The sequence below is a fragment of the Methylomicrobium agile genome (assembly GCF_000733855.1).
Classification (GTDB): Bacteria; Pseudomonadota; Gammaproteobacteria; order Methylococcales; family Methylomonadaceae; genus Methylomicrobium; species Methylomicrobium agile.
In genome coordinates this window covers 2,030,847-2,056,705 of record NZ_JPOJ01000001.1, presented here as the reverse complement: position 1 = coordinate 2,056,705, position 25,859 = coordinate 2,030,847, and the positions used below count along the sequence as shown (strand labels likewise).

Below are 25,859 nucleotides of genomic sequence, written 5' to 3'. Positions count from 1 at the left end.
ATGCCGAATTTTGCCGAATACAGCCTGGCCGTCAATCTTGCGGTTTTCGCGGCGGCCGCCTGCGCGGTCGGAATTGCCGGCACCCGAATCGCGGCCTATGCGGACGAACTGGCCGAGCGGCTTCAGCTTAGCCGGGCGCTGCTCGGGCTGTTTCTGCTGGCCGGCGTGACGTCTTTGTCGGATATTGCCACCAGCCTGAGCGCGGCTTTCAATAACAATGCCACGCTTGCCGTCAATAACATGCTCGGCGGTATCGCGTTCCAGGTCGCGTTGCTGGCCATCGCCGACATTTTTACCGGCGAGCGGGCGCTCACCTCGGTCATCCCCAATCCCGTGGTGATGCTGCAGGGCGCACTGGTGATTTGCCTGCTGGCCTTTGTGACAATGGCCGTTATTGTCGGCGACGTGCCGCTGTTTGGCGCCGGCATCTGGTCGTGGGGATTGTTGGGGGCTTCGCTGTTCAGTTTCGTCAAAATCAGCGAAGCCGAAGGGCGCTATCCCTGGATCGTGAACAATCCCGAGGATGAAGCGTTGGGCAAGGAAGACCGCAGCGGCCGGGACGAAAGCGAATTTCCCTTGCGGCGCGATCCGCTGGCCCGGCTTATCGCCAAAACGGCCGCCGGCGCACTGGTCATCCTGTGCGCCGGCTATGTGCTGGCCACCGTAGGCGACGTGATCGCGCGGCAGAGCGGGCTGGGCTCGTCGTTCGTCGGAATGACCCTGATGTCCTTCGCGACCGCCCTGCCGGAAGCCAGCACGGTATTCGCCAGCATGTACCGGGGCCTTTATACGATGGCCATTTCCGACATTCTGGGTTCCAATATCATCAACGTGATGCTGCTGTTCGGCATCGATGCGCTGACGCCGGGAGATCCGGTTCTGTCGCGGGTCGGCGATTTTTCCGCGGTCGGGGCGCTGCTGGGCCTGGCCGTCACCGGCCTGTTCCTGATGGGGCTCGCCGAACGGGCCGACCGCACCTTTTTCCGCATGGGGCGGGACTCGGCCGCAGTGCTGGCCGTTTACGGCGGCGGCATGATTTTGCTTTATTCGATGAGGGGGTCGGGTGGCGGATAGCATTCAAGAAAGGGGCGTGTTGCCCAACAGCCTGCCGCGGCCGGCCGGCGAGAAGGAACAACTGCTGCGCATCTGGTCAACCCCGCCCGGCTGGCGGTGGATTACGGCGGTCAACAACACGGTGGTGGGGCTGCTTTATCTCGGCGCCGCCTTCGCGTTTTTCGTGCTCGCCGGCCTCCTGGCATTGGTGATGCGCACACAACTGGCCGTACCCGACAACGATCTGGTCGGCCAGGATCTCTATAATCAAATCTTCACCGTGCACGGCACCACGATGATGTTCCTGTTCGCGGTGCCGGCCATGGAGGCCTTGGGCGTACTGCTGCTGCCGCAAATGCTGGCGGCGCGGGACCTGCCGTTTCCGCGCCTCAGCGCGTTCGCGGTCTGGGCCTATATCATCGGCGGCGGGGTGTTTTTCTCGACCGTTTTTTACGGCCTGGCGCCCAAAGGCGGCTGGTTCATGTATCCGCCGTTGACGCTGACCGAATATTCGCCCGGCGACAACGCCGATTTCTGGCTGCTGGGCATCGGTTTTATCGAAATATCCGCGATCGCCGGCGCGATCGAGATTATTGTCGGGATTTTGCGGACCCGGCCTCCCGGCATGTCGCTCGACAAATTGCCCGTGTTCGGCTGGTCGATGCTGGTGTTCGCCGGCATGATCGTGCTGGCATTCCCGGCCGTGATCCTCGCGACGATGTTCCTAGAAATCGAACGTTCTTTCGGCTGGCCTTTTTTCACCGCCGCGCAAGGCGGCGATCCGCTCTTGTGGCAGCACCTGTTCTGGTTTTTCGGCCATCCGGAAGTGTACATCATCTTCCTGCCCGCGGCCGGGCTGGTTTCGATGATCGTACCGACCATGGCGCAAACGCCGCTGGTCGGTTACCGGCTGATCGTGGTGGCCCTGATCGCGGCCGGTTTTTTCAGTTTCGGACTGTGGGTGCACCACATGTTCGCCACCGGCATTCCCGCGCTCAGCATGGCTTTCTTTTCGGCGGCGAGCATGGCGGTCGCGGTACCCTCCGGCATCCAGGTTTTTTCCTGGATCGCGACCATCGCCTCGGCCAAAGAACGGTTCCGGCTGACCACGCCGTCGCTGTTCGTGCTGGGCATGCTGTTCATTTTCACGGTCGGCGGACTGACCGGGGTGATGGTGGCCATGGTGCCGTTCGACTGGCAGGCGCACGATACTTACTTCATCGTCGCGCATCTGCATTACGTCCTGATCGGCGGGATGGTGTTCCCGCTGTTCGCGACGTTTTATTACTGGGCGCCGATGATCGGCACGCGCAGGCTGTCCGAGCGATTGGGCAAATGGTGCTTCTGGCTGTTCTTTATCGGCTTCAACGTTTCGTTCATGCCGATGCATGTTTCCGGGCTGCTGGGCATGCCCCGCCGCGTCTGGACCTATTCGGAGGCATCCGGCTGGGGGGCTTTGAATCTGGTCTCCACGCTGGGGGCTTACCTGATCGGCGCCGGGGTGCTGGTGTTCATTATCGACCTGATCCGCAATTTCCGGGTCGGCGAGAACGGCGAGCCCAATCCCTGGCAGGCCGGTACCCTCGAATGGCTGCCGACCGATCTTTATTCGACGCGCTCGATTCCGCACGTGACCAGCCGCGAACCGCTGTGGATGCAGCCCGGTCTGGCCGAAGAGGTCGACGCCGGCCGGCATTATTTGCCGAATGCGCCGACCGGCGCCCGCGAAACGATCGTGACGTCGGTCATCGACGCCAGGCCGCAATATGTGATCCAGATGCCCGGCAACGGTTGGGGGCATTTGCTCGCGGCGGTTTTTACCGCGGCCTGTTTCCTGCTGCTGACGATTAAAGTGGTCGTTCCGGCGCTGATTTGCGGCGTGTTGGCGATTGCCTGCTGCCTGGCCTGGGTATGGGAGCTCGACAAAGGGCCCGGCAAAGGGCCGGTGCCGATCGGCGCCGGCATTACGCTTCCCGTTTACGTGACCGGGCCGACCGGCCACGGCTGGTGGGCCATGGTGATTCTGATGGGGGTCGCCGGCTCGCTCTATCTGGCTTATTTGTTTTCCTATTTCTATCTCTGGACCGTTTCGCCCAGGGTTTGGCCCGCCAGCGCGCAAAGCCTGCCCGATTTAGAGTGGCCGGCGTTGAGCGCGTCGTTGTTCATTGCCGGCGCGGCATTGTTCGCGCTCGCCCAAAAGACGCTGGCGGCGCCGGGCCGCAAGCCTTTTTGGACACCGCTGCTGATCGGCTCGGGCGCGCTCTCGACGGCCTTCGCGGTAGGCGTGGCGATCGTCTGCCACTGGCAGGCCGGACTCCGCCCCAGCGCATCGAGCTACGCCGCACTGGTCTATATGGATGGCGTATTGACCGGCCAGCTCGTGTTTGCGGTGTTGATCATGTCGCTGTTCGTGATCGCGCGCCACTTCACCGGCAAGCTCGACCGGGTGCGATCGGCCACGCTGGAAAACACCAATCTGCTGGTTTATTACGCGGCGGCGCAAGGCCTGATCGGCCTGCTGCTGGTTCACGGCTTTCCGAGATGGCTTTTATGACGGCATCGAAACCGCCTGTTTCCGAAAAATCGGTCGGTACCGTGGCGATCGCCTTGGTCGGCCCTTCCTTCGTTTGGGGACTGCATTTCGCCGCGGTGTATGCGATCCAATCGCTCTTCTGCGATATCCTCGGCGGCGGCCGCGCCGCTCATGCGGCGCAGACGGCGGTCATTGCCGCGACCGTGGCGGCGCTGCTGATATTGCTGTTGCCGATCGCGAAACCCGATGCGGTGCTGCGCATGAAACGGCCGGAAAAATCCTTGTCTTTTCTTGCCGGCGTGATGCGGCTGCTTGCCCTGCTGTCCTTTTTCGGCGTGTTATGGGCCGGCAGCGCCGCCTTGCTGGTGCCGGCCTGCGCGCCGCTGTCGTGACGCGCGGAGCAGCGTTTTTCGCCCAATAAACGGCCGCGGGGCCGGACCCGCGGCAACGCTTACCGCGACGAGGCGAATGGCGGAGGCAACCGGCCGTTAGTTAAAATCGTCCGTTATTGATAAAATTCAGGATTCGTTCCCTATAAAAATTATCGGGAAGGTCCGTCTCAATTGTGCCTTTTGGCCCATGTTGCCGGCGCCATCACGAACAGAGCCGTTTTTTGCGGAAGCGAAACTTTTACCTGACTCAACATTCAAACATTTACCCATTCCGGAATCCCCGTTTCAGTTTTTTAGAGTAGACCGACAATGTCAACAGCATGGGCAGGCGGAACAGACGCCATACTTGAACGCATGGAGCAAATGACCAATCTTTTTATCGAGGAACAGCGCAAATCGATGTATGCGGGCGAATCGGCCACGCATTGCGAAGAATGCGGCGAGCCGATACCGGAAAGCCGGCGCCAGGCGATTCCCTGCAAATATTGCCTGGCTTGCCAGAGCGAACTGGAAAAACAGTCGCGATAGTTTCCGCACGGCAGGATTTTGGCTGATCGACAAAGCGAGTTTTGTCGATCCAGGTAAAAAGCTTATCCGACGTTTCCTTTATGAGAATGCCGGAGCATTTGAGCGTCGGACTCGCTCCAAGATGAAGTTACGTCGCGGGAAATTCAAACCCGTTATTTTGGGCGGCGAGCGCCTGCATTTCTTCGCTTATTGGCAACTGATCCGAATCCAAGGAGGCAACAATGAAAACGCTGAATCCATCCTTTATTCCCATGGCCGTCATAATGGCTTGCGCTTATTCCGCAAGCGCCTTTTCGGCGGAGGAACCGGGCGCCAAAGTTCAAATGACGCTCACATCCTCCGCCTTTTCTCATCAGGGCTCAATTCCGAAACAGTTTACCTGCGACGGCTCGGACGTCTCGCCCGAACTGGCCTGGTCCAATACTCCGGCGGACGCTAAAAGCCTCGCCTTGATCGTCGACGACCCGGATGCGCCAACGCCCATCACGCCGGTGATGACCTGGGTCCATTGGGTGCTGTACAACATCCCGACCTCAGCTTCCAAATTGTTCCCGAACATCGGCCCGGAAAACCTGCCCCAAGGCACCCTGCAGGGCAAGAACGACTGGAAGAAGACCGGCTACAAAGGTCCTTGCCCGACTTTCGGAACACACCGCTATTTCTTCAAGCTATATGCGCTGGACACGGCGCTGCCCGACCTGGATGAACCGGACAAAGCCGCGCTGATGAAGGCAATGGACGGGCATATTCTCGACCATGCGGAATTGGTCGGAACTTATAAGCACTAAATCACCGGCGCATCCAATCGCTTGATTGTTCTTTTGGCTTATCAAAACGAGCAATCGCAAGGCGCGTCGCAAGACAGATCCGGCAAGTCGCAGCGCGATTGTTCGCAGGCATCGGCTTTTTTGAAGCGGCAGGCCTCGGAACAATCGCAGTCGCAATCCGGACACTCGTCGCAATCGTTCCGGCCGCGCCGGCGTTGTCCGCTTCCGATCAGGGTTTCGTTGGCCTCCTTGCATGCCTGAAAACGGGCGCGGATATCCCGATAACCGCCGAAAGGGCCTTTGTCGCGCACGATTTTTTTGACCGCTTCGGAACAGGAATCGCCGCCGTGCAGCACCGCATAAGCACAGCGGAAGCCCTTGTAGGGCGAGATGAATTTCTGGTAGAAAACGATCAGCAGGACGACAAGGTGTCTCACGGGCGTAGGCTTTTGGAGAAGGATAGCGATAGAGCTGTAGACAGGCTTTAAAGCGGATGGCGGATTGCCTGGAGGCGAATCCGCCCTACAAGAGCCGTAGGATGTGCTGAACGAAGTGAAGCGCATCAAATTGCCTTTTGAGCATCAAGCACAAACGATGCGCCCCTGCGTCGGCACATCCTACGGTTATAGGGGTTAGTCCGTCAGCCTTTCACAAACCGCAGCAGTCCTTCTTCCAGCTCGACCTTGACCGTACCCCCCGACGCGAACCGGCCGGCCAGGATTTCCTGCGCGAGCGGATTTTCAAGCTGATGCTGGATCGCCCGCTTCAACGGCCGCGCACCGTAGACCGGATCGAAGCCGGCCTCGCCCAGCCGGTCGAGCGCGGCCTCGCTGATCTCGAAGCCGATTTCGCGGTCCGCCAGCCGTTTCTGCAGATTGGCGATCTGAATCTTGGCAATCGCCCGGATCTGTTCGCGTTCGAGCGGATGGAACACCACCACTTCATCGATCCGGTTGATGAACTCGGGCCTGAAATGCATTCCGACGATTTCCATCACTTCGTTCTTCATTTCCTGGTAATTCGCTTCGCCGGCCAGTTCCTGAATCCGGCTCGAACCGAGGTTCGAAGTCATCACGACCACCGTGTTTCGGAAGTCGACCGTGCGCCCCTGCCCATCGGTCAGGCGTCCGTCGTCCAGCACCTGCAGCAAGACGTTGAATACGTCCGGATGCGCCTTTTCGACCTCGTCCATCAGGATCACCGAATACGGCTTCCGGCGCACCGCCTCGGTCAGATAGCCGCCTTCCTCGTAGCCGACATAGCCCGGCGGCGCACCGATCAGACGGGCAACCGAATGTTTCTCCATGAACTCGGACATGTCGATCCGGACCAGCGCATCGGCCGTATCGAACAGGAATTCGGCCAGCGCCTTGCACAACTCGGTCTTGCCGACGCCGGTCGGCCCCAGGAACAAGAACGAGCCGTTCGGACGGTTCGGGTCGGACAGCCCCGCCCGCGAGCGGCGAATCGCGTTGCTGACCGCTTTCAGGGCTTCTTCCTGGCCGACTACGCGCTTGCTGATGGCTTCTTCCATACGCAGCAGTTTGTCGCGCTCGCCTTCCATCATCTTCGAGACCGGGATGCCGGTCCATTTGGAAACGACTTCGGCGATTTCCTCTTCGGTCACCTTATTCCGGAGTAGGGTCATCTTCTTGGCTTCGCCGGTGCCTGCCTGCGCCAACTGTTTTTCGAGCTCGGGAATCACCCCGTATTGCAGTTCCGCCATCCGGTTCAAATCGCCCGCGCGCCGCGCCGATTCGAGCTCGACCTTGGCATGGTCGAGTTTTTCCTTGATCGAGGCCGAACCCTGCAGCGACGCCTTTTCGGCCTTCCAGATTTCTTCCAGATCCGAATAGTCCTTTTCGACCTCGGCGATTTCTTCTTCGAGAATTTCGAGCCGCTTTTTGGAGGCCGGATCGGATTCCTTCTTCAACGCGACCTGTTCGATCTTCAGTTGAATCAGGCGGCGGTCCAGCCTGTCCATCTCCTCGGGCTTCGAGTCCTGTTCCATCCGAATCCGGCTCGCGGCCTCATCGATCAGGTCGATCGCCTTGTCCGGTAACTGGCGGTCGGAAATATAGCGGTACGATAATCCGGCCGCCGCGACGATCGCCGGGTCGGTGATTTCGACGCCATGATGCACCTCGTATTTTTCCTTCAGCCCGCGCAGGATCGCGATCGTATCCTCAACCGAGGGCTCGTCGACTAGCACCTTCTGGAACCGGCGTTCCAGCGCCGCATCCTTCTCGACATATTTGCGGTATTCGTCCAGCGTGGTCGCGCCGACGCAGTGCAGTTCGCCGCGCGCGAGCGCCGGTTTCAGCATGTTGCCCGCGTCCATCGCGCCTTCGGCCTTGCCCGCGCCAACCATCGTGTGCAGTTCGTCGATGAACAGGATCACCTGGCCTTCCTGCTTGGCCAGATCGTTCAACACCGCTTTCAGGCGCTCCTCGAATTCGCCGCGGAACTTCGCGCCCGCGATCAGCGCCGCCATGTCCAGCGCCAGTACCCGCTTGCCCTTGATCCCTTCCGGCACTTCGCCGTTCACGATCCTTTGCGCCAGCCCTTCGACGATCGCGGTCTTGCCGACGCCGGGTTCGCCGATCAACACCGGATTGTTCTTGGTGCGGCGCTGCAGCACCTGGATCGTGCGGCGGATTTCGTCGTCGCGGCCGATCACGGGGTCGAGTTTGCCCGCTTCGGCGCGTTCGGTCAGGTCGATCGTATATTTCTTCAGCGCTTGGCGCTGATCTTCCGCGTTCGGGTCGTCGACCTGCTGGCCGCCGCGCATCGCCTCGATCGCTTTTTCGACCGCCTGCCTGCTCGCCCCGGCTTTCTTCAAGAGATCCTGCAACAGGCCTCTTTCCTCGAACGCGGCCAGCAAAAACAGCTCGCTGGCAATGAACTTGTCGCCGCGCTTCTGCGCAAGCTTGTCGGTCAGGTTCAGCAGGCGCGCCAGCTCGCTCGAAATCTGTACGTCGCCGCCGGTGCCCGACACGGTCGGGAACCGGTTCAGCGCTTGTCCGAGTTCGGCGCGCAGACCGGCGGTATTGGCGCCGATCTGGGCGAGCAGCGGTTTGACGGTGCCGCCTTCCTGATCCATCAACGCGATCATCAGGTGCACGGGCTCGATGAACTGGTGATCCTTGCCCAAAGCCAAGCTCTGGGCATCCGACAACGCTTCCTGAAACTTGCCGGTCAATTTATCCATTCGCATGTGGGTTTACCTCTTGATGAGAGAATTTCTGAGTTGCGGGGGATATGGGGAGCGAATGGAGGATTTTCAATAACGGATGGGTAAATTCCCATGTTATCGGGGCGTCATCCCGGCAGGGATTGCCGGGATCCACAACCGCATGGATGCAGGAGGTACGAGCCCAGGAAGGGCGAGGTAGATCGTGTCGGGAACACGCGATCGAGAGTAACGCAGGAGCAGTTACCGAGCCGCCACGGAAGACGATACTAAATCGGGCCACAAGTCTCGCCAAGCTGGGTTATCTAACTCAATCAGACGCTTTTTAAATACACGCGACCATTTCTTAATTTGTTTCTCTCTCATAATAGCGCTTTCCATCTGCTCATGAGTTTCATACCACACCAACTGATCAACCCCATAGCGGGCAGTGAATCCCTGAATCATCTTCTGGCGATGTTGATACACTCGGCCAATTAGGTCAGACGTTACGCCAACATATAGAGTCCCATTACGACCGCTGGCAAGAATATAAACACAAGGTTGTTTTTCCATTAGCATCCTATCACCTCCCTGTGTTCTGGATACCGGCAATCCCTGCCGGTATGACGGCTTCGTTAAGCAGCATCGGACTATTGGAACACACTCTAGTCAACAAACTCCCCCGCCATATCCACCGCCAGAAATGCCGTAATGTCCTGCGGCTCCTGAAAATTCCCATACGCCAGCGCCAGTTTCACGTAAGCCGCCTCAATCGACATGTTCCAGATCATCTCCGCGCCCGCATCGAGCAGAAACCGAGTACTTTCATACGCGTCCGGCGACTTTCGCGCCGGCGCCAGATACACTTTCACGCCCTGCTGCCGGCAGCGTTTGATGAACGCCGGCAGCGAATGATTTTCGCCCCATTGACGGGTGCTGCAGGCGGTGCCGGAATGGTAAAGATCGTGCAGGACCGCTTCGACGCCGTTCAGTGAGAAATGCGTGTAATCGAGCCCCGGATAAGGCCGGATTATCAGAATCCGGTCCGAAAACCGCGCTTTGACGCCAGCCATCTCCGCTCGTGCCGATAATGCCGGCAAGCTCTGGCTCAGGAACCGGCCGTCGCGATATTCCAGATAACTTTGCCCCTGCACGCTGAAAAAATCGCCGCTCAACTGCAATGACGACGCCAGCCGCGCGCCCCGGTGCACCTGCATGGCTTGGCCTCGATTGCGGTAAGGCACGAAGACGCCGGGCTCTTTCACGTCCAGGATAAAATCGACCGCGCAGCGGAAATTGTCCGGCCCGTTCGCCTGCGGATGATCGAGCGGATGGTCGCTCGATACCAGCAGCAGCGGCACCTTCAGCCCACGGAAATAAAAAGCGAGCGCTGCCGCGGTGTAAGCCAGCGTATCGGTGCCGTGGGTCACGATCACGCCGTCGTAGCGTTCCGGCTGCTTGGCTTCGATCGCCTCGATAATGATCGGCCAGGCGGCGGGGGCAAGATTTTCGCTGAGCAGCCGGATCGGTTCGATCGAGTCGAAGCCGATCTCCTTCGCCATCTCGGGAAAACGGCGTCGAAACTCGCCGAGCAGTTTGAAAGGCGCCGCCTCGGACGGCTTGATCGTGCCTTCGCTGGCGGCCGACCCTATCGTACCGCCGGTGAATACAACCAGAATCTGTTTCATAGTGTATGATGTCCGTTTTGTCCTAAACCTGAATCGCCCCAGATTTTAAACCACCCCCGCATGAAAATCTCACTCATCGTCGCGATGGCGAGCAACCGGGCCATCGGCCTGAACAACCAAATGCCCTGGCATCTCTCCGCCGACCTGAAACACTTCAAAAAGATCACGATGGGCTCGCCGATCCTGATGGGCCGCAAGACCTTCGAATCGATCGGCCGGCCTCTGCCCGGCCGCACCAATATCATCCTGACCCGCAATCCGGCCTATGCGCCGGAGGGCTGCGTGGTCGCGCGCGACCTGGAAACCGCGATCCGGACCGGCTGCCGGGATCACGGCGAAATTTTCGTGGCCGGCGGCTCGGACCTTTACGAAGCCCTGCTGCCGCGGGCCGAGACGATTTATCTGACCAAGATCGGCAAGGCATTTCCGGGCGATACTTTTTTTCCGGAGCTGGATATGAGCGAATGGATGGAGACGGAGCGGGAGGATGTCGAGGACGATGCGGCGGCAGGGTTTCGTTACAGTTTTTTGCGGCTGGACAGAATAAAAACGTAGGATGTGCGGAACGAAGGGAAGCGCATCGTTCCTCGGCACATCCTACACATACGGCGCATCTTACGGAGGTTTAGCCCTTGTAGGGCGGATTCGCCGCCAGGCAATCCGCCGCGCTTTGAAGGCTATTGGCGTTTTGCTATCGCGAAAACGCCCTACAGCTTCATTCCCCAAAAGGTACTGCGCCAATTTATTCCATAGGGTACGCTGTGCGTACCTTATGGTTTTTTGTTAAAACTCTTTGAAAATAATACGAATAAGACCGTAGATACTGTTAAGATCCGGAAACCCTGCTCCCGAAAAGGTACGCACAGCGTACCCTACAATAATCACGCTGCCTACAACTCCCGCGTCGCACTGAACTTGATGTCCGGCCAGCGTTCCTCGGTCAATTGGAGATTGACCCGGCTGGTCGCGAGATACACCAGGAACCCGCCGCCGTCTTCGGCCAGGTTGTCGAACACCTTCTTTTTGAACTCTTCCAGTTTGGCCGGCTTGTCCGAAGACACCCAGCGCACGGTCGACACATTCACCGCATCGTAAACGCATTCGACGTTGTATTCGTTCTTGAGCCGGTGCGCGGTCACGTCGAACTGCAGCACCCCGACCGCCCCGAGAATCAGATTGTTGTTCTTCAGCGGCCGGAACAGCTGGGTCGCGCCTTCCTCGGTCAGTTGGACCAAGCCCTTCTGCAGCGCTTTCGCGCGGAGGGGATCTTTCAACACGACCCGGCGGAACAGCTCCGGCGCAAAATACGGAATGCCGCCGAACTTCAGTGTTTCACCCATCGTAAAGGTGTCGCCGACCTGGATCGTGCCGTGGTTGTGCAGGCCGATGATGTCGCCCGGATAAGCCTCCTCGACCGCCTTGCGGGTGTCCGCCTGAAAGGTGATCGCGTTGGCGACCTGGATGGACTTGCCGATCCGCACGTGATGCAGCTTCATGCCCTTGTCGAACTTGCCCGAGCAGATGCGCATGAACGCGACCCGGTCGCGGTGCGCGGGGTCCATGTTCGCCTGGATTTTGAACACGAAGCCGGTGAATTTTTCCTCTTCCGGATGCACGGCGCGCTGCTCGGCCCGTCGCGGCAGGGGCGGCGGCGCGAATTCGGCAAACGCGTCGAGCAGTTCGAGAATCCCGAAATTGTTGATCGCGGAACCGAAGAAGATGGGCGTCTGCGCGCCGGCCAGGTAGGCGTCCAGGCTGAATTCGTGGCTCGCGCCTTTGACCAGGTCGATGTCGACCCTGAGTTCCTCGGCCTGGTCGCCGAGCAGTTCGTCCAGCTTCGGATTGCCCAGCCCCTTGATTACCTCGGCTTCGGCGATCCGGCCGCCGTGCTGCGGGCTGAACAGGTGAATCTCGTCCTTGTAGAGGTGATAGACGCCCTTGAAACGCTTGCCCATGCCGATCGGCCAGGTCATCGGCGCGCATTGGATCTTCAACACATGCTCGACTTCGTCCAGCAGTTCGATCGGCTCGCGCCCTTCACGGTCCAGCTTGTTGATGAAGGTCAGGATCGGCGTCGTGCGCAGGCGGCAGACCTCCATCAGGTTGATCGTCCGTTCCTCGACGCCTTTCGCGGAGTCGATCACCATCAGCGCCGAGTCGACCGCGGTCAGCGTCCGGTAGGTGTCCTCCGAGAAATCCTCGTGACCGGGCGTATCGAGCAGGTTGATGATCGCGTTCTTGTGTTCGAACTGCATCACCGAGGTCGTGACCGAAATCCCCCGCTCCTTTTCCATTTCCATCCAGTCGGAAGTCGCATGCCGGGCGGCCTTGCGCCCTTTCACCGATCCCGCCAGCTGAATCGCGCCGCCAAACAGGAGCAGCTTTTCGGTGATCGTGGTCTTACCCGCGTCCGGGTGCGAAATAATCGCGAAGGTGCGCCGGCGTTTAAGTTCTGAGAGGACTTCGGACATACTCTGGACTGACTGCAAAACCGCGTATTATAACGGAAACTTATCGACAAGAGATAATAGCCATCACCGGATGATGCCTTTGCTCGACATGGACTGAAAAAGCGAAAACCGGCCCCGCTTCAGGATAGGGGCGGGCATTCGGATAAAATCGAATCAAAATACCCGGCCCGCAGGGCCGCTGCTGGCGATTCCGTATGCTACCGTACAGACGGCGCTTTCCCGAGCAATTAATTTTGGAGTGGCTTGTTCCAAATCCGGCCTCCGGTTTGAATGGAGGAAGATTGACCGCCACGCCGAAAAAAGCGAGTATTCGCCCTCGCCCGCTCAGAAGAACGACCAGACTATGCCGGGCGGCGAACGGAAGCGAAAGAACAAGGCATTTTATAGAAGGAGATTGTCTCCATGATCGACAGGAACAGGACTTCAACCGTATGGCTCGGCAAGCCTTATCCTTTGGGCGCCACCTGGGACGGCAAAGGCGTCAATTTCGCCCTGTTTTCCGAACACGCCGAAAAAGTCGAACTGTGCCTGTTCGAGCCCAAAGGGCGCCGCGAATTCCAGCGCATCCCGATGCCGGAACAGACCGGCCAGATCTGGCATTGCTACCTTCCAGAGGCCCGTCCCGGCCTGTTGTACGGTTACCGCGTTTACGGAAAATACGCCCCCTTGGAAGGTGCCCGTTTCAACCACTATAAACTGCTTCTCGATCCTTATGCCAGGGCGATCGTCGGACCGCTGCACTGGAGCGATACCCTGTTCGGCTACAGGATCGGCCATAAAAAAGAAGATTTGTCGTTCGACCGGCGGGACAGCGCTTCGCATATGCCGAGATGCCGGGTCATCGATCCGGCCTTCAGTTGGGGATACGATCAGCCGCCGCAGATTCCCTGGCAGGATACGATCATTTACGAGCTGCACGTCAAAGGCTTCACCAAGCTCCATCCGCTGATTCCCTCCGCTTTACGCGGGACTTATGCCGGGCTTGCCGCCGAACCCGTGATAAACCATCTGAAAAAACTCGGCGTGACGGCCGTGGAGCTGATGCCCGTCCATGCCTTCATCGACGAACGTCATCTGGTGGACAAGGGTCTGCGCAATTACTGGGGCTACAGTTCGATCGGCTATTTTGCTCCGGAAAGCCGCTACGGCTATGTCGATCCGGTCAACGAATTCAAAAGCCTGGTCAAGACCCTGCACCGCAACGATATCGAGGTCATTCTGGACGTGGTCTACAACCATACCGCCGAAGGCAACCAGCTGGGGCCGACCCTGGCGTTCCGGGGCATCGACAACGCCGCGTATTACCGTTTGACCGGCGACCACGGCGCGCGTTATTACAAGGATTACACGGGCTGCGGCAATACGCTCAACATGGGGCATCCGCGCGTGCTGCAAATGGTCATGGACAGCCTGCGCCATTGGGTGACCGAAATGCATGTGGACGGCTTCCGCTTCGACCTGGCTTCCACGCTCGCCCGCGAAACGAACGACGTGGACCGCCGCAGCCCATTCTTCGACATCATTCACCAGGACCCGGTACTTTCGCAAGTCAAGCTGATCGCCGAGCCCTGGGACTTGGCCGAAGGCGGCTACCAGGTCGGCAATTTTCCGGCCGGTTGGGCCGAATGGAACGATAAATACCGGGACGGGGTACGCGCCTACTGGAAAGGCGAAGAAGGGCTGATCGACAATCTGGCCTACCGTCTGACGGGTTCGAGCGATCTTTACGGCCACAGCGGCCGCAAGCCTTATTCCAGCATCAATTATCTGACCGCGCACGACGGCTTCACGCTGCACGACCTGGTCAGCTACGACGGCAAGCATAACGAAGCGAATCTCGACGATAACCGCGACGGCACCGACAACAATAAATCCTGGAATTGCGGCGTCGAAGGCCCGACCCACGATCCCGGCGTGCGCAGTTTGCGCGCCAAACAAAAGCGTAATCTTCTAAGCACCCTGTTTCTTTCCCAGGGCGTTCCGATGCTGCTGGCCGGAGACGAGATGGGCCGCACCCAGCAGGGCAACAATAATGCCTACTGCCAGGATAATGCGCTTAGCTGGCTTGACTGGGATTTACGTCCGGAAGACCGGGAGCTGAGCGATTTCGCCCGGAAATTGATCCATTTGCGCAAACAGCATCCGGTTTTCCGCCGGCGCAATTTCTTTCAGGGGCGTCCGATCTCCGGCGCGGACGACAAGGACATTCTCTGGCTGAATCCGAACGGCCAGGAAATGAACGGCAACGAATGGAATCAGACCTACGTGCGCTGCCTGGGGGTTTATCTGTCAGGCCAGGCGATCGCCGAACGGGACGAACAGGGTCAACCCATTCCGGATAACGATCTTCTGCTGCTGCTGAACAGCTACGACGGCGAAATTCCGTTTCGTCTTCCGGAAGACGAGACGGACGCTTGTTGGTATACCGCTGTGAACACCGCGCAACCGGATGCGCTGGAATGGAAATGCCTCGCCGGCGAGAATTTCGTTTTGCAGGGACGTTCGTTGGCGTTACTGATCAAGATAGGGTCGAAGGATGATCCGGCAGAGCCGTAGGGCGTTTTCGCGACAGCAAAACGCCAATCCCCTTCAAAGCGAGGCGGATTGCCTAACGGCGAATCCGCCCTACAAGAGCTGACGGTACCTGAATCTCCGGTCGCCCGGTAAATCTCGACCCTCCGCCAAGATCGGCTGTCCGGAACTTCGTTATTTTTACATGGCATTACAAACTGAAACTTCCGGTCAGGACAGCAGCTTGCAATGCGATGCATCTTCAATGGTTATTTACTACCGCCTTCCCTGATGGCAAGTTCGCTTTCCACCGCTTTCACATCCGTGACGCTTTGTGCAATGGCCTTGACTCTATCGATACTTTGCTGGGAATCGACGACCCCGGAAAGCTTGACTACGCCATTTTCGGTTTCCACATCGATTTGAGCGGCTTTAAGCAGCGGATCGCTCAGGATGTCCTGCTTGATTTTAGCCGTAATGACCGAATCGTCCATATAATCGCTGGCCTCTTCGAGCCCGGTCCTTGGCTCTTCGGCGCCTGCCTCGCGCTCCTCCATGCCGGTTCCGCTGCCCGACCTTGCCGTCCCGGAGGCACCCGGCCCCGCTCCCGGGCTCTCCGGACTTCCGAAACCCGAGGCTCTTTCGCCTCCCGCTCGGGTCGGATCGGCAACACTCCCTGTTGCCGCATATTCCGATCCCTGCGTCGAGCTCATTCCGGTGTCGGAGCGTCTTGTTTCCGGCGTCGGGGGTTGCCCCGTCCTGTCGCCCGAGCCGTCTTTTTCGCATCCGGCCGCCGACAGAAGGAAACTCAAAAAAATCGTCATAAAAGTTCTGTTTAGGCTCATTTTCATGCCTCTCGTGCAGGTGGGTTAGATTCTCTATCTCGTTCCGGTGCCCGAGCCCGAACCGGTTTCGCCGCCCGGACTGATTCCGCTTGGCTCCGTGCCGGTGCCTGAGCCCGCCGTTCCCGTAGATCCCGAACCCTGGGTCGAGCCCGTACCGGAGCTTTGCGTTCCCTGGCCTGACTTGCTGCCCGAGCCGTCTTTCTGACATCCGGCCAAAGCCAGAAGGAAACTCAAAAAAATCGTCATAAAAATTTTATTCGTGTTCATCTTTCATGCTCCTCGTGTTATTTGCCTTGGAATTTGGCAGAATCATTAACGTCGGCTGCTTTACCGGCGCTAACAATAAGATTCGCCTAAGGTCCTTGAACGGATCATGGCGCTAACTGTAGGCTTTTTCCCAGTCCTTGATTTGTTTGTCGGCTTCCTTTTTGGCGATCTTGTACTTCCGTTGAGTCTTCTTGAGGAGAGTATCCGATTTGCCTGAAAATCGTCCAAGTTCATCATCGGCAAGCCTGCGCCGCCTATCTTTTGACTTACTCTTGAATTGACTCTCGTTGTTGTCTGTTGGGTTATATCTCATAAGGTTTTTCCTTAATTCTGAACCGTTGATCAACCTTCTGAAAAAAACTGAACTTAAATCCGGATAACAACATGAGTCAAGACAGAAACAAATCTACATAAAGGACGGAAATCATTCTGTACATCAACAAACATAAGACTAAAATCCAGCACTGCAGAAGAAATCAATATAATTTTAAAAGATCGGTTTCAATAAACTCTCCGATTCCTTATTGCTCATTCTCGATAATGAGTTTTTTATACTCATTTTCTTCCAGTTGAGCGTCCTTATTGGTATCGGCGCGGTCAAAATGCTTGAGTAAAGAAGGAGAATCGGCCAGCTCGTTTTTGGTTACATAGCCGTCGCCATTCTTGTCCACGCTTTGGAAAGACCGGACTTTGCCCATCCCCTGCGAACTGCCCAGACCGCTCGAACCGCTCTGTTGCGTACCCGAGGTTCCCCCCGACGTTCCTGAAGTGCCCGAACTTCCCGCTGGAGCACCCGGCGTTCCCCGGGAGGTTCCTGAACTTCCTTGCGAACCGCTGCTGCCGCTAGCGCCCGTCGAACTGCCGGAGCCTTCCGTCGAGCCGCTTGTCCCTTCCGGCGAAGTAGCCGAGGGACTGCCCGTACGTTCTTGCGAGCTGATGGAGTCCGCCCCGCCCATCGCGCCTGCTTGAGCGCCTCCCGGCAAACCGACGCAAAAACCGATCAACAGCCAGGACTTTTTATTTAAACCATTGGAAATACGCATATCGATTCTCCCTATTGGATTATCAACCCGATGTTATTCTTCATGTCGCCTCTTTCCGGCTCGATGATCAAGATCGGATAAACCGGAATTCGAGGATTACGCGAAGGCGGTGAAACTATAGAGTTAACTTCAGTATAATGTCGGTACGATATCCAACAGAGAATAGGATCAATTCAATAGCGGCCTGAAAATGCCGAGCATATCTTTCTGGTTCGCCGAATACCAAAGATTGCCCAAATGGCCGCCATGAGGATAAATCATGGCGCGGTCGCCGAACGTTTTTTCCAGAAAGGCGATATCCTGATCGGTAAGCAGAAAATCATCCAGATTGTGCATTAAAAAAAAGTTCTGATTATTTTCCAGCATCGTTTTGATGGCCGGAAGGCTATTCCGGGCATTGAGTTCATCCGGATCAATCCGTGCGTTGCCCATCTGCCGCAGCCGCTCGATAAGAATTTTTTTCAGATACTCCGTCAGCGTATAAGAGTGAGCCTCCCGAAACCGCTGAGTGCGATCCCCCCAACTGATCGGAGTTCTCAAAATGCCCAGATTCAAGGCCAGATCGGCCGCGTAAATGGCATCGCCGACCGCCCGCTGCATCCGCTCCCCGATCAAATACCCGATTTGCCTGTCCGTAAGTCCGATCCTGCGATCCCATCCCAGGAAATAGTCCGGACTACCGGGATCGTTGCGTAATGCCTCGCCCAGCAGCCCGAGCGCATAACTTTCCAGGTAGTCGCGCTGATTTTCGCTATACAGGCCGCCGAGGCTGGCCATGTCGTCGATGCGCCGGACCGATCTCAACAGATCGACGGGAGGATTGATCAAGAGGTAAGTCGCAATGCCGATTTTATGTTGGGCGGTATCCAGTTTGCCGACGTATGCCGCATCCAGCGCCCCAACGCTCAATCCCAATAGGCCGATCTTGCCGATTTTCGCCCGCCATCGCTGCTTGACTTCGTTCAGAATTAATTGCATCGCCCGGTAAAGATCTTCGGCATCTTTCCCGGTCAGGCCGGGCAGGCCGGAACGGCTTGCCGCCAAAGCGAAATTCCAGTGGAACGGAGAAGGCAGAACCAGCACATGAAACCCGTACCCGGCCAAAAACTCCGCCACTTGCCTGGCCGAGCCGGCGTAAGCCGAGCTGCCCACTCCGGGCAGGATGAAAACGAGAGGAGCCGGGGTCTTTTGCTGGTAAAACCGGTAAAGCAATTCCCCCTTCCCTTCCAGATAAGGATGATTGCGGCCCTCCAGAATCTTGATCTGAAGATCGCGGATAGCGCCGCCCGGAATGGTTTCCTTCCCCTGCATCAGGGAAACGGTAGAGGTTGCAATCCAAGGATCCTTGTAGGGATAGCGGTAAGCCTCTTCATCGACCCGTTTCGCCAACGCATCCGAAAGACCGCTCATCAGCAGAAAGAAAACAACCGCCGCACAAACAACCCGTCGGGAATGCATGTCATCCTCCGGAACAACCTGATACGCTAGAATTCGCCGCTTTATTTTCCGCATCGAGGCATCCAAAGAGTTTGGGTTCGATCAGTGCAGGAAATAAGGGCTATATCAACAGAAGACCGAATAATAATGTAGAAAGTTGCAGCCGGACCGCCAGCCTGATTCAGAAATGATCGGTATTGATAACGTATCTCTCCTGGCCTGTAGATGGCTCTATTTTTTTGCCGATTTCAAAAGCTCCGGATTGATATTCGTCAGAACGGTTTCCGGATTTCAACAATACTTCCGCTCCTTCGGCGGAAGCAGGGGGGTAATAATGCACAATCGCTTCGACGATCAGGCTCGGCGGAGAAAGATTATTTTTTCCCGCGTTATTTGCCTGATTATTTATCAAAAATAATACCGCCAGCATGACACCGATCATCATTATTTGAATTTTCATGGCTTCTATATTGTTTTGTTATTATTTGCTTTTTAAAAACCGGAAACGTCAGCCGCCCTTTTCTTTGCGCCGCTTATCGATTTCTTTATGGTGCCGGGCTCGAAATGCGGCCCTCTCCTCCTTCGTCTTCATACCGTCGAGCTTCAGCAGATAGTTGCATCTTTCTTGCTCGGTCATGAAATCGGCGCCGTAAATATGAGAATATACCGAAATATCTCCCGCCCTTCCGGTCAGTTCCTGAACAGGCTCGCTAAACGACTCTTCCTGTTGTTCTTCTTCACTGGCGCCGGCTGCATGCGCGAGCGGTGAAACGAAAAATAAAACCATAATAAAAGCTGCAACAAACGCTATCGATATCTCTTGCTTAGTCATAATTCGCCACCTTCACTCTAATTAATAACAGATGTTCTTTTTATTTTTAATTGGTTAAATTTACAACATGACAGTTAAATGTAAACATTGAAGAACAGGTAATTAATGATAAAGAATAGATAGAATCGATATCCTATTTTTAATAGACCGGGATGAGGTTTTCAATCCGAAATACCACAAAACTTCCATGATTTTTTACATCTTGAATCAGTTGACATAGCGCGAAGCAGGACGCGGCGGCACGAGCGAAGGTTTAGCTCCCGCCGGAGCATTGGCCGAGTCAGGTTCCCCGTTCCCATCAAAACGAGCCGGCCGAACCTAATTCTGAAGAGAGACGAAGAAAAGAGACGAAAGATGGCTAGAGCATTTTCATATCGCGTATAAGGGCGCACTACCGTTAAGTCAAGCCGTCATCTCGGCAGGGATTCATGCCAGGCTTTCCTGCCTGGCCCCCTTCGGGTCAATGCAAATCTGTTCCAGACAGATTTGTGCCGAGATCCAGACTGCAGGGATGCATTAAAGCTTGCCATCCCTGGCTTCTGGATTCGGCAACCGCTCCTTGCGTTGCTCTCGATCGCGTGTTCCCGACGCGATCTACCTCGCCCTTCCTTGGGCTCGTATCTCCCGCATCCATGCAGTCGTCCGGCAATCCCTGCCGGAATGACGCGTTTCCTCTCACTTTGCGGCATGGCTTATGACCGTACACCCAAAACGAAAATGCTCTAAAAAGCCCCGCGCATGATGTTTCCCATCCCGGAAGCATCATGCGCCCGAACCCGCCGGAGCTGGAATTCAATGCTCGGAACAGACACTTTGATCGCCGAGCGGAGCCTCCTCATGCAGGGACATCAAATAGCCGGTCAGATTCAACGAACGGCTGTTCAATCCCAATTTTTTGCGGATGTGCTTCCGGTGAATATTGACCGTTCCCGGCGAGAGCTTCAGCATCGAAGCGATCACTTTTGTCGGCATGGCCTGCCTGATCATCGACGCCACCTGGATTTCGACCGGAGTCAGTTTCATATAGGCGGCCGGCAAGCTTTCCGAAACGCCGTACGATTCCAGCAAATGCTTCAAATTGACTTCCAGAATGCCGATCAAGCGGATTTCGTTTTTATCGCGGGTATGCTCTTTCAACTTTTTCAGAAAAGGCAGCACCGTTCTTTCCGCTTCCTGCGAAAGCGAGAACTGGGCCTTGGAAAGCTCCGCCTGTTGCTGCTTGAGCATCACCTGCAAAGCGGTGTTCATTTCGGAAGTTTCCTTATTGGCTTTCCCGAGGTCCGAATGCATGATCTTGATCTGTTTTTCGAGGAAGGCCTTTTTGTTCAGCAGGACCTTTTCAGCTTCCTTTTGCAAGGTAATGTCCGAAAAACAGATCACATAATGGCTGATGCGTCCATCGGGCCCGATTACCTGGGTGATGCTGAGCGAGACGGGAAAAACCTCGCCGTTCTTGCGCCGCTCGCAGGCTTCGCCTTGCCAATAGCCGTCGCGCACCATGGAGATCCACAAAGATTCCGAAAACAAATCGTCCTGCAGGCCGCATTGAAAAAATGAAGGCGTCTGACCGGCAATTTCTTTCGCGCTGTAACCGGTAATCCGGGTGAAGGCTTTATTGGAGCGGAGAATGGCCTTATCCGCGTCGGTGATCAGGATGGCTTCCTGGGTCTCGAAAGCCGCGGCAGCCACGCGCAGGCATTGTTCGGCCTGCTTGAGGGAAGAAATGTCGCTGAGCGCCAAACGGAAAATCGGCAGTTCGCCGTCAATCTCGATGCGCAGACAGTCGATCTGTACATAAAAAGCGGAACTGTCGGCGCGCCGAATCCGCGCTTCGCAGCTCTGTTTATCCGCATTCTGGCGAGCCTGGCAAAAAAACCGGTGCCACGGGTCTTTTTCTTCTTCGGCAATAAACTGCGCAAACAGCCGATTGATCAACTTTTTGCGGGGCGTGTCGAACAATTTCGCGCCGGTGAGATTGCATTCGAGAATCACGCCGCCCCAGGTAATCGTAAAATAACTGACCGGCGCAAAATCGTAAAGATCGGCGTACCGGTCGCGCGAGGCAGTCAGTTCGCTCTGCGAGCGCCGCAGTTCCTCGTTTTGCATTTCCAGTTCGATCTGGTGGACCCGCAATTCGTGCAACAGTTTGTCAGGGCTTGGAACCTCCCGGTCTTTTATGGCGACATGGGCAATTCGAGCTTCGGCTTTTTCGCGCAACTCCAACTGCCTTTGTAGCTGATCGGAGAGTAGATCGGTCTTCATAGTCATCAGTTGAGCTCCATCGAAATTTGAACTGTCAACAGCATATTGATTTTGGACACGTTTACTACGATTCTGCCTCCTCGAAGATGGGCAGATTCTTACCGCTAAACTCAGGCAACAGCTCTACCTTAGTGGAACGCTGATCCAGCGCATCATCATATTCCGCCTACATAATTATTTTTGGATTTCATGCAGGGCGAATTGTTCATAATGACCAAAATCAGCTTAAATTCAAAAACCTCCCGATAATGACATGGAGTTCGGCAAAACCGAATCGGTCAACGGAAAGCGGCTTTCATCTTCCAGAACCGAAATAATCTCATCGCAATCAATGATAAGCTTGTCGTCAGCCAGAATATGATCCGCCAACCTATTGATGGCGCTCCAGTTCGAGTAATCGCTGACGAAAGCGAATGCGGCCAGGAAGAATTCATTGATCTTTCTTTTTTTCAGGTCTTCGTGATCAAAAAAACATTCAAAGTATTCCCTGACAACATCCAGTTCATACGACCCGTCATAATACTGCAGCGCATTGACGTTAATCCGGCCCGCGTCGACCCGTTCGTCGTTGCGCATGGCGACATCCTTGGCTTCAACCACCGGCCCCGCCAGCAAATTGATGATGTCCGCTTCGAATGCGGTTTCATAGGCGAGTTTCTGGGCGGCGGAAAAATCCTTTGTCGCTGCGGCAAAGGACGTGGGCAGATTCTGAACCAGGCGACCGCCTTCCACTTTGGCAATATAGGTATCGTAGATATCGCCGAGAAGACGTTTTGATTGGCTATCGCTTTGCACTATACCATTGATCGTAATCCGAAAATAGACCGGCGGCAAACCTTTTTGCTTGTTGCCCAGATAAATGGCGGCAGCATGTCCGGCCTCATGGATGGCGTTTCTTCTGCTGAGCTCTTTATGAGCCAGACGCGACGCCTTTATAAAGTTGTGGGTGTACTTGTTCATAAAATGTTCCTGTTTGCCATCGATTTTTCATCCGCATAACACCAAACGAAAACCGGCAAAAATCGACCCCTTTCGTTCGGCGCACCTTAAATACAACATTTTCCATTGCTTTTTATTATCTAAACCGAGTAGAACATCCGACCGGGCATAGCGCTAGCTACACGCAAATGTCCCCGCGCCGATCAATTTACAACGCCTTACAACGCAATACAGATTGACTATTTTACCCGATGGCATAACCGCTATCTCCGCCCTATCCCCGGGTAGGGTGCCCGCGCTTGCCGGAGCCGATCGTGTCCTGTTCCGATCTTCCTGTAGCTCGCCCGGCCGTTCTTCATCGGCACGTCAAACCAATCCGCGCTCACTCGAATCGCTGACGAAGCCGCATTTTTACTCATGATGATTTAATGTCAGGTTTCGGGGAATGCCCCTCTCCACCGATGCCGTTAAAAAACTGCGTCATTCCGGCCGGAAATGCCGGACGACGGCTCAACTTAACGACATGGCCCTCTTCGCCAGCGGATACCAGTTTATATTTATAACCAGAAAACTGTAAATATACAAATAATGAGGGCCTACGGATATTAAATGGATATACGAAATATCAATTCCCGAAAAACGACGGCTCTGGTTCCAACTAAGCCTTTATAATATAAAGAAATAAAGTTCAGCTCCTGGTTCGGCTTCAGTATTGTACCGGCACTGTTTAAGAAATACCGAGGCTTTATTAAAGGTATTTTAAGTTATTTCAAATCCCTTTTCGTAATATCTCTTTCTATACCGTCAGCTCGTCGATTACTCCATTGAATAAACCTAAAAACCAAGAGCGAAACTCTGAAACATCAAACATTCAAGCAATTTAATAATCACTTAACGAATATAACTATTTATATTATCGCAAGTTATCAATATTTGTTAATTGATATGCCTAATTTAACATTCCAATAAAATTGGAACTCGAATAACAGCCCTTGCCTCTAATAAATTACTTAAAACAAAAACCATTTACAACCAATGAGTTATAAATAAAAATCTAGACATTGGACATTATTTTAAAACATAAACAACCCTGTTTGTTAACAAGTTTCAGCAAACGGATAAATCTCATGTTTCGGAAAAACACCGGTGCCCCATTTTGTGCGATTACCGGGGGAGTCAATCCTGATGAATGCGGTAAATGACCCAACTCAAACCGATATTCCGCGGTTTGTCTTTAAAGATTGCGCATTGATCGCGATTGCCACTCACAAACGCGCGGCGACCTTGAAAGAACTCCGCGACCATATCGAAACACTGAGTCCGGACAGTCTTTATTACCATTTCTGGGGCAATCTGTTGTTGCCTCACTTTGAAGAAGCGGAATATATCAACGATTTTGCAAGCTGGGTACGCCACAGCCTGCACGATGCGAAACTGGCCGAGCAATTGGCCGTTCTCGACCCCACCTTTTACAATAATCCCGAAGACCTGCGCTACCGCTTGCTGGAGTACATCGACGACCGTCTCGAAGAAAGCGAATATCTGCAATGGTCGCAAGCCTCGCAACGCTTCCAATTCATCCGCTCGCAGATCGTCGTATTCGAGTCGCGCACCTCTGTGGCCGCGCCGCAAGAGATGGTGGGAGTGATTCCTCTCCTGTCGACCAACAGCATTTTTTATCATTTCATCGACTCGCGCCGCCGTACCGAAAGCAATATCGATGACTTCCGTCAATGGCTGGGCTTTTTCGGAGGGACTTACCAGCCTTTGATCGACCAATTATCGAAGATCGATCCGTATTTCGTCACTTTGACCCAATTACGCCAACAACTGGCCGCCACTTTTCAACACTATTTTACGGAGACCGTGTCATGACCTCGATGCTGGAATCCTATGCCGCGGTGGCCGGCGAGGACGTGATCCGCCATTTGCAGCAGTTGACCAGACCGCTGCGGGGCAAGACGATGGTTCACGTCAACTCCACCCGCGTCGGCGGCGGCGTCGCCGAAATCCTGGAAAAAATGGTGCCGCTGGCCCGGGAACTGGGGATCGACGCGCGCTGGGAAGTCATTACCGGAGACAGCGAGTTTTATCAATGCACCAAGAGCCTGCACAATGCGATCCAGGGCAACCAGATCGGCATACCCGAAACGCAATTGAACCATTTCCGCGAAGTCAACGAACAGAATGCGAATCAATTGCGGCCCATTCTCGAAGAGGCGGATTTCGTGTTTATCCACGACCCGCAACCGGCGGCGCTGCTGCAATATTGCAAGGAACGGAAAGGCAAATGGATCTGGCGCTGCCACATCGATGCCAGCCATCCGTACCGGCGCCCCTGGCGTTTCGTCGAACAGTTCGTGCGCGGCTACGACGCGAGCATCTTTTCCCTGCCGCAGTTCGTCCAGCCGATGCCGCACCCGTCTTACATCATTTCGCCGAGCATCGACCCGTTGAGCGACAAGAATATCGACTTGCCGCAGGAAGAACTGGATTCGGTCCGCGGGTATTTCGGCATCGATCCGGACGCGCCGATGATCGTCCAGGTTTCGCGCTTCGACCGCTTCAAAGACCCGGTCGGGGTGATCGAAGCGTACAAGATGGCCAAGTGCTATATCCCGAACCTGCAAATGGTGCTGGCCGGCGGGAGCGCCACCGACGACCCGGAAGGCGAAGCCGTCCTGAACGAGGTGCGCTTCGCGGCCGGCGATGACCCCGACATCAAGATTCTGCTGCTCCCGCCCGACGCGCACCGGACGATCAATGCGTTGCAGCGGCTCGCCGATATCGTGCTGCAAAAATCCACCAAGGAAGGTTTCGGCCTGACGGTGACCGAGGCGCTTTGGAAAGGCAAACCGGTGATCGGCGGCGATACCGGCGGCATTCGCCTGCAGGTGATCAACTTCCATACCGGGTTTCTGGTCAATACCCCTGAAGGCGCCTCCTTGCGGATCCGCTATCTGTTGAATCAAAGGCAGAAAATGGAAGAAATGGGGATTAAAGGCAAAGCGTTCGTGCGCGAAAACTTTCTCCTGACCCGCCAGTTGCGCGAACACCTGACCTTGATGGTTGCACTGCAGCATCATGCGAACGACCGGATCGAAGTGAGTGGATAA

The 25,859-nt window shown here is 55.7% G+C and carries 22 protein-coding genes; 9 read left to right on the top strand and 13 right to left on the bottom strand.

Going from position 1 to position 25,859, the window contains the following annotated elements; all coding sequences use genetic code 11:
* The 5 genes from CC94_RS0109665 (at position 1) to CC94_RS0109645 (ending at position 5,294) form a co-directional block, all read left to right on the top strand.
* Complete coding sequence (locus CC94_RS0109665) at positions 1-1,074, top strand: sodium:calcium antiporter (RefSeq protein ID WP_031430644.1); 1,074 nt, start codon at positions 1-3, stop codon at positions 1,072-1,074.
* Positions 1,064-3,607, top strand: coding sequence for a cytochrome c oxidase subunit I (gene ctaD, locus CC94_RS0109660; RefSeq protein WP_031430642.1), 2,544 nt, complete (start codon positions 1,064-1,066; stop codon positions 3,605-3,607). The genes CC94_RS0109665 and ctaD overlap by 11 nt, the downstream gene beginning before the upstream one ends.
* Positions 3,604-3,978, top strand: coding sequence for a hypothetical protein (locus CC94_RS0109655; protein WP_005369335.1), 375 nt, complete (start codon positions 3,604-3,606; stop codon positions 3,976-3,978). Before ctaD ends, CC94_RS0109655 begins: the two co-directional genes overlap by 4 nt.
* Before the next feature lie 309 nt (positions 3,979-4,287).
* Entirely contained in the window at positions 4,288-4,506 is a 219-nt protein-coding gene (locus CC94_RS0109650; RefSeq protein ID WP_005369332.1) for a TraR/DksA C4-type zinc finger protein, read from the top strand.
* 221 nt (positions 4,507-4,727) lie between these two features.
* Entirely contained in the window at positions 4,728-5,294 is a 567-nt protein-coding gene (locus CC94_RS0109645; protein WP_005369331.1) for a YbhB/YbcL family Raf kinase inhibitor-like protein, read from the top strand.
* A 41-nt stretch (positions 5,295-5,335) separates the two neighbouring features.
* Here CC94_RS0109645 and yidD read toward each other — a convergent pair whose 3' ends face one another.
* The 4 genes from yidD to CC94_RS0109625 all read right to left on the bottom strand — a co-directional run bounded on the left by yidD (position 5,336) and on the right by CC94_RS0109625 (position 10,136).
* Complete coding sequence (gene yidD, locus CC94_RS0109640) at positions 5,336-5,710, bottom strand: membrane protein insertion efficiency factor YidD (RefSeq protein WP_005369329.1); 375 nt, start codon at positions 5,708-5,710, stop codon at positions 5,336-5,338.
* Between the two features lie 203 nt (positions 5,711-5,913).
* Positions 5,914-8,490: an ATP-dependent chaperone ClpB gene (clpB, locus tag CC94_RS0109635; protein ID WP_005369326.1), complete on the bottom strand. Its 2,577-nt coding sequence runs from the start codon at positions 8,488-8,490 to the stop codon at positions 5,914-5,916.
* A gap of 219 nt (positions 8,491-8,709) precedes the next feature.
* Positions 8,710-9,027: a GIY-YIG nuclease family protein gene (locus CC94_RS0109630; protein WP_005369325.1), complete on the bottom strand. Its 318-nt coding sequence runs from the start codon at positions 9,025-9,027 to the stop codon at positions 8,710-8,712.
* A gap of 86 nt (positions 9,028-9,113) precedes the next feature.
* Positions 9,114-10,136, bottom strand: coding sequence for an asparaginase domain-containing protein (locus CC94_RS0109625; RefSeq protein ID WP_005369323.1), 1,023 nt, complete (start codon positions 10,134-10,136; stop codon positions 9,114-9,116).
* Positions 10,137-10,196: 60 nt separating this feature from the next.
* On the opposite strand from CC94_RS0109625, the gene CC94_RS0109620 reads away from it, so the two are divergent.
* Positions 10,197-10,691 carry a dihydrofolate reductase gene (locus tag CC94_RS0109620; RefSeq protein ID WP_005369321.1) on the top strand — a complete coding sequence of 165 codons (495 nt, stop codon included), beginning with the start codon at positions 10,197-10,199 and terminating at the stop codon, positions 10,689-10,691.
* A gap of 335 nt (positions 10,692-11,026) precedes the next feature.
* Here the strand turns inward: CC94_RS0109620 and CC94_RS0109615 are convergent, their stop codons facing one another.
* On the bottom strand, positions 11,027-12,607 hold the full coding sequence (locus CC94_RS0109615; protein WP_005369319.1) for a peptide chain release factor 3: 1,581 nt from the start codon (positions 12,605-12,607) through the stop codon (positions 11,027-11,029).
* A 402-nt stretch (positions 12,608-13,009) separates the two neighbouring features.
* Between CC94_RS0109615 and glgX the strand changes: the two genes are divergently transcribed.
* Positions 13,010-15,163: a glycogen debranching protein GlgX gene (gene glgX / locus CC94_RS0109610; RefSeq protein WP_005369314.1), complete on the top strand. Its 2,154-nt coding sequence runs from the start codon at positions 13,010-13,012 to the stop codon at positions 15,161-15,163.
* A gap of 224 nt (positions 15,164-15,387) precedes the next feature.
* On the opposite strand, the gene CC94_RS24270 is transcribed toward glgX, so the two are convergent.
* From CC94_RS24270 to CC94_RS0109560, 8 genes are all read right to left on the bottom strand, one after another.
* The gene (locus CC94_RS24270) at positions 15,388-15,942 is read right to left on the bottom strand and encodes a BON domain-containing protein (RefSeq protein WP_215731672.1); all 555 of its coding nucleotides are present in this window, start codon (positions 15,940-15,942) and stop codon (positions 15,388-15,390) included.
* 400 nt (positions 15,943-16,342) lie between these two features.
* The gene (locus CC94_RS0109590) at positions 16,343-16,543 is read right to left on the bottom strand and encodes a CsbD family protein (RefSeq protein ID WP_005369309.1); all 201 of its coding nucleotides are present in this window, start codon (positions 16,541-16,543) and stop codon (positions 16,343-16,345) included.
* Between the two features lie 208 nt (positions 16,544-16,751).
* The gene (locus tag CC94_RS24700; RefSeq protein WP_005369308.1) at positions 16,752-17,273 is read right to left on the bottom strand and encodes an EF-hand domain-containing protein; all 522 of its coding nucleotides are present in this window, start codon (positions 17,271-17,273) and stop codon (positions 16,752-16,754) included.
* Positions 17,274-17,441: 168 nt separating this feature from the next.
* Positions 17,442-18,683, bottom strand: a complete 1,242-nt coding sequence (locus tag CC94_RS0109580; protein ID WP_245619727.1) for a dienelactone hydrolase family protein — start codon at positions 18,681-18,683, stop codon at positions 17,442-17,444.
* 208 nt (positions 18,684-18,891) lie between these two features.
* On the bottom strand, positions 18,892-19,170 hold the full coding sequence (locus CC94_RS0109575) for a hypothetical protein (RefSeq protein WP_005369304.1): 279 nt from the start codon (positions 19,168-19,170) through the stop codon (positions 18,892-18,894).
* 48 nt (positions 19,171-19,218) lie between these two features.
* Positions 19,219-19,542 carry a hypothetical protein gene (locus tag CC94_RS0109570; protein ID WP_005369302.1) on the bottom strand — a complete coding sequence of 108 codons (324 nt, stop codon included), beginning with the start codon at positions 19,540-19,542 and terminating at the stop codon, positions 19,219-19,221.
* Between the two features lie 792 nt (positions 19,543-20,334).
* A complete protein-coding gene (locus CC94_RS22290; protein WP_084675323.1) occupies positions 20,335-21,810 on the bottom strand; it encodes a PAS domain S-box protein in 1,476 nt (491 codons plus the stop codon).
* A 225-nt stretch (positions 21,811-22,035) separates the two neighbouring features.
* Positions 22,036-22,764, bottom strand: a complete 729-nt coding sequence (locus CC94_RS0109560; RefSeq protein WP_036303877.1) for a hypothetical protein — start codon at positions 22,762-22,764, stop codon at positions 22,036-22,038.
* Positions 22,765-23,928: 1,164 nt separating this feature from the next.
* Between CC94_RS0109560 and CC94_RS0109555 the strand changes: the two genes are divergently transcribed.
* Both CC94_RS0109555 and CC94_RS0109550 read left to right on the top strand, forming a co-directional pair.
* Entirely contained in the window at positions 23,929-24,618 is a 690-nt protein-coding gene (locus CC94_RS0109555; protein ID WP_005369295.1) for a DUF5752 family protein, read from the top strand.
* Complete coding sequence (locus CC94_RS0109550) at positions 24,615-25,859, top strand: glycosyltransferase (RefSeq protein WP_031430632.1); 1,245 nt, start codon at positions 24,615-24,617, stop codon at positions 25,857-25,859. The genes CC94_RS0109555 and CC94_RS0109550 overlap by 4 nt, the downstream gene beginning before the upstream one ends.

What these genes read in the sequence shown, in the direction of transcription:
- CC94_RS24270 (WP_215731672.1), bottom strand. Translation starts at nt 15,942, where the DNA reads ATGACGATTTTTTTGAGTTTCCTTCTGTCGGCGGCCGGATGCGAAAAA.
- CC94_RS0109580 (WP_245619727.1), bottom strand. Translation starts at nt 18,683, where the DNA reads ATGAGCGGTCTTTCGGATGCGTTGGCGAAACGGGTCGATGAAGAGGCT.
- CC94_RS24700 (WP_005369308.1), bottom strand. Translation starts at nt 17,273, where the DNA reads ATGCGTATTTCCAATGGTTTAAATAAAAAGTCCTGGCTGTTGATCGGT.
- CC94_RS0109645 (WP_005369331.1), top strand. Translation starts at nt 4,728, where the DNA reads ATGAAAACGCTGAATCCATCCTTTATTCCCATGGCCGTCATAATGGCT.
- CC94_RS0109575 (WP_005369304.1), bottom strand. Translation starts at nt 19,170, where the DNA reads ATGAAAATTCAAATAATGATGATCGGTGTCATGCTGGCGGTATTATTT.
- CC94_RS0109655 (WP_005369335.1), top strand. Translation starts at nt 3,604, where the DNA reads ATGACGGCATCGAAACCGCCTGTTTCCGAAAAATCGGTCGGTACCGTG.
- CC94_RS0109555 (WP_005369295.1), top strand. Translation starts at nt 23,929, where the DNA reads ATGAATGCGGTAAATGACCCAACTCAAACCGATATTCCGCGGTTTGTC.
- CC94_RS0109550 (WP_031430632.1), top strand. Translation starts at nt 24,615, where the DNA reads ATGACCTCGATGCTGGAATCCTATGCCGCGGTGGCCGGCGAGGACGTG.
- CC94_RS0109590 (WP_005369309.1), bottom strand. Translation starts at nt 16,543, where the DNA reads ATGAGATATAACCCAACAGACAACAACGAGAGTCAATTCAAGAGTAAG.
- CC94_RS0109650 (WP_005369332.1), top strand. Translation starts at nt 4,288, where the DNA reads ATGTCAACAGCATGGGCAGGCGGAACAGACGCCATACTTGAACGCATG.
- glgX (WP_005369314.1), top strand. Translation starts at nt 13,010, where the DNA reads ATGATCGACAGGAACAGGACTTCAACCGTATGGCTCGGCAAGCCTTAT.
- CC94_RS0109570 (WP_005369302.1), bottom strand. Translation starts at nt 19,542, where the DNA reads ATGACTAAGCAAGAGATATCGATAGCGTTTGTTGCAGCTTTTATTATG.
- CC94_RS22290 (WP_084675323.1), bottom strand. Translation starts at nt 21,810, where the DNA reads ATGACTATGAAGACCGATCTACTCTCCGATCAGCTACAAAGGCAGTTG.
- clpB (WP_005369326.1), bottom strand. Translation starts at nt 8,490, where the DNA reads ATGCGAATGGATAAATTGACCGGCAAGTTTCAGGAAGCGTTGTCGGAT.
- CC94_RS0109625 (WP_005369323.1), bottom strand. Translation starts at nt 10,136, where the DNA reads ATGAAACAGATTCTGGTTGTATTCACCGGCGGTACGATAGGGTCGGCC.
- CC94_RS0109665 (WP_031430644.1), top strand. Translation starts at nt 1, where the DNA reads ATGCCGAATTTTGCCGAATACAGCCTGGCCGTCAATCTTGCGGTTTTC.
- CC94_RS0109560 (WP_036303877.1), bottom strand. Translation starts at nt 22,764, where the DNA reads ATGAACAAGTACACCCACAACTTTATAAAGGCGTCGCGTCTGGCTCAT.
- CC94_RS0109615 (WP_005369319.1), bottom strand. Translation starts at nt 12,607, where the DNA reads ATGTCCGAAGTCCTCTCAGAACTTAAACGCCGGCGCACCTTCGCGATT.
- CC94_RS0109620 (WP_005369321.1), top strand. Translation starts at nt 10,197, where the DNA reads ATGAAAATCTCACTCATCGTCGCGATGGCGAGCAACCGGGCCATCGGC.
- CC94_RS0109630 (WP_005369325.1), bottom strand. Translation starts at nt 9,027, where the DNA reads ATGCTAATGGAAAAACAACCTTGTGTTTATATTCTTGCCAGCGGTCGT.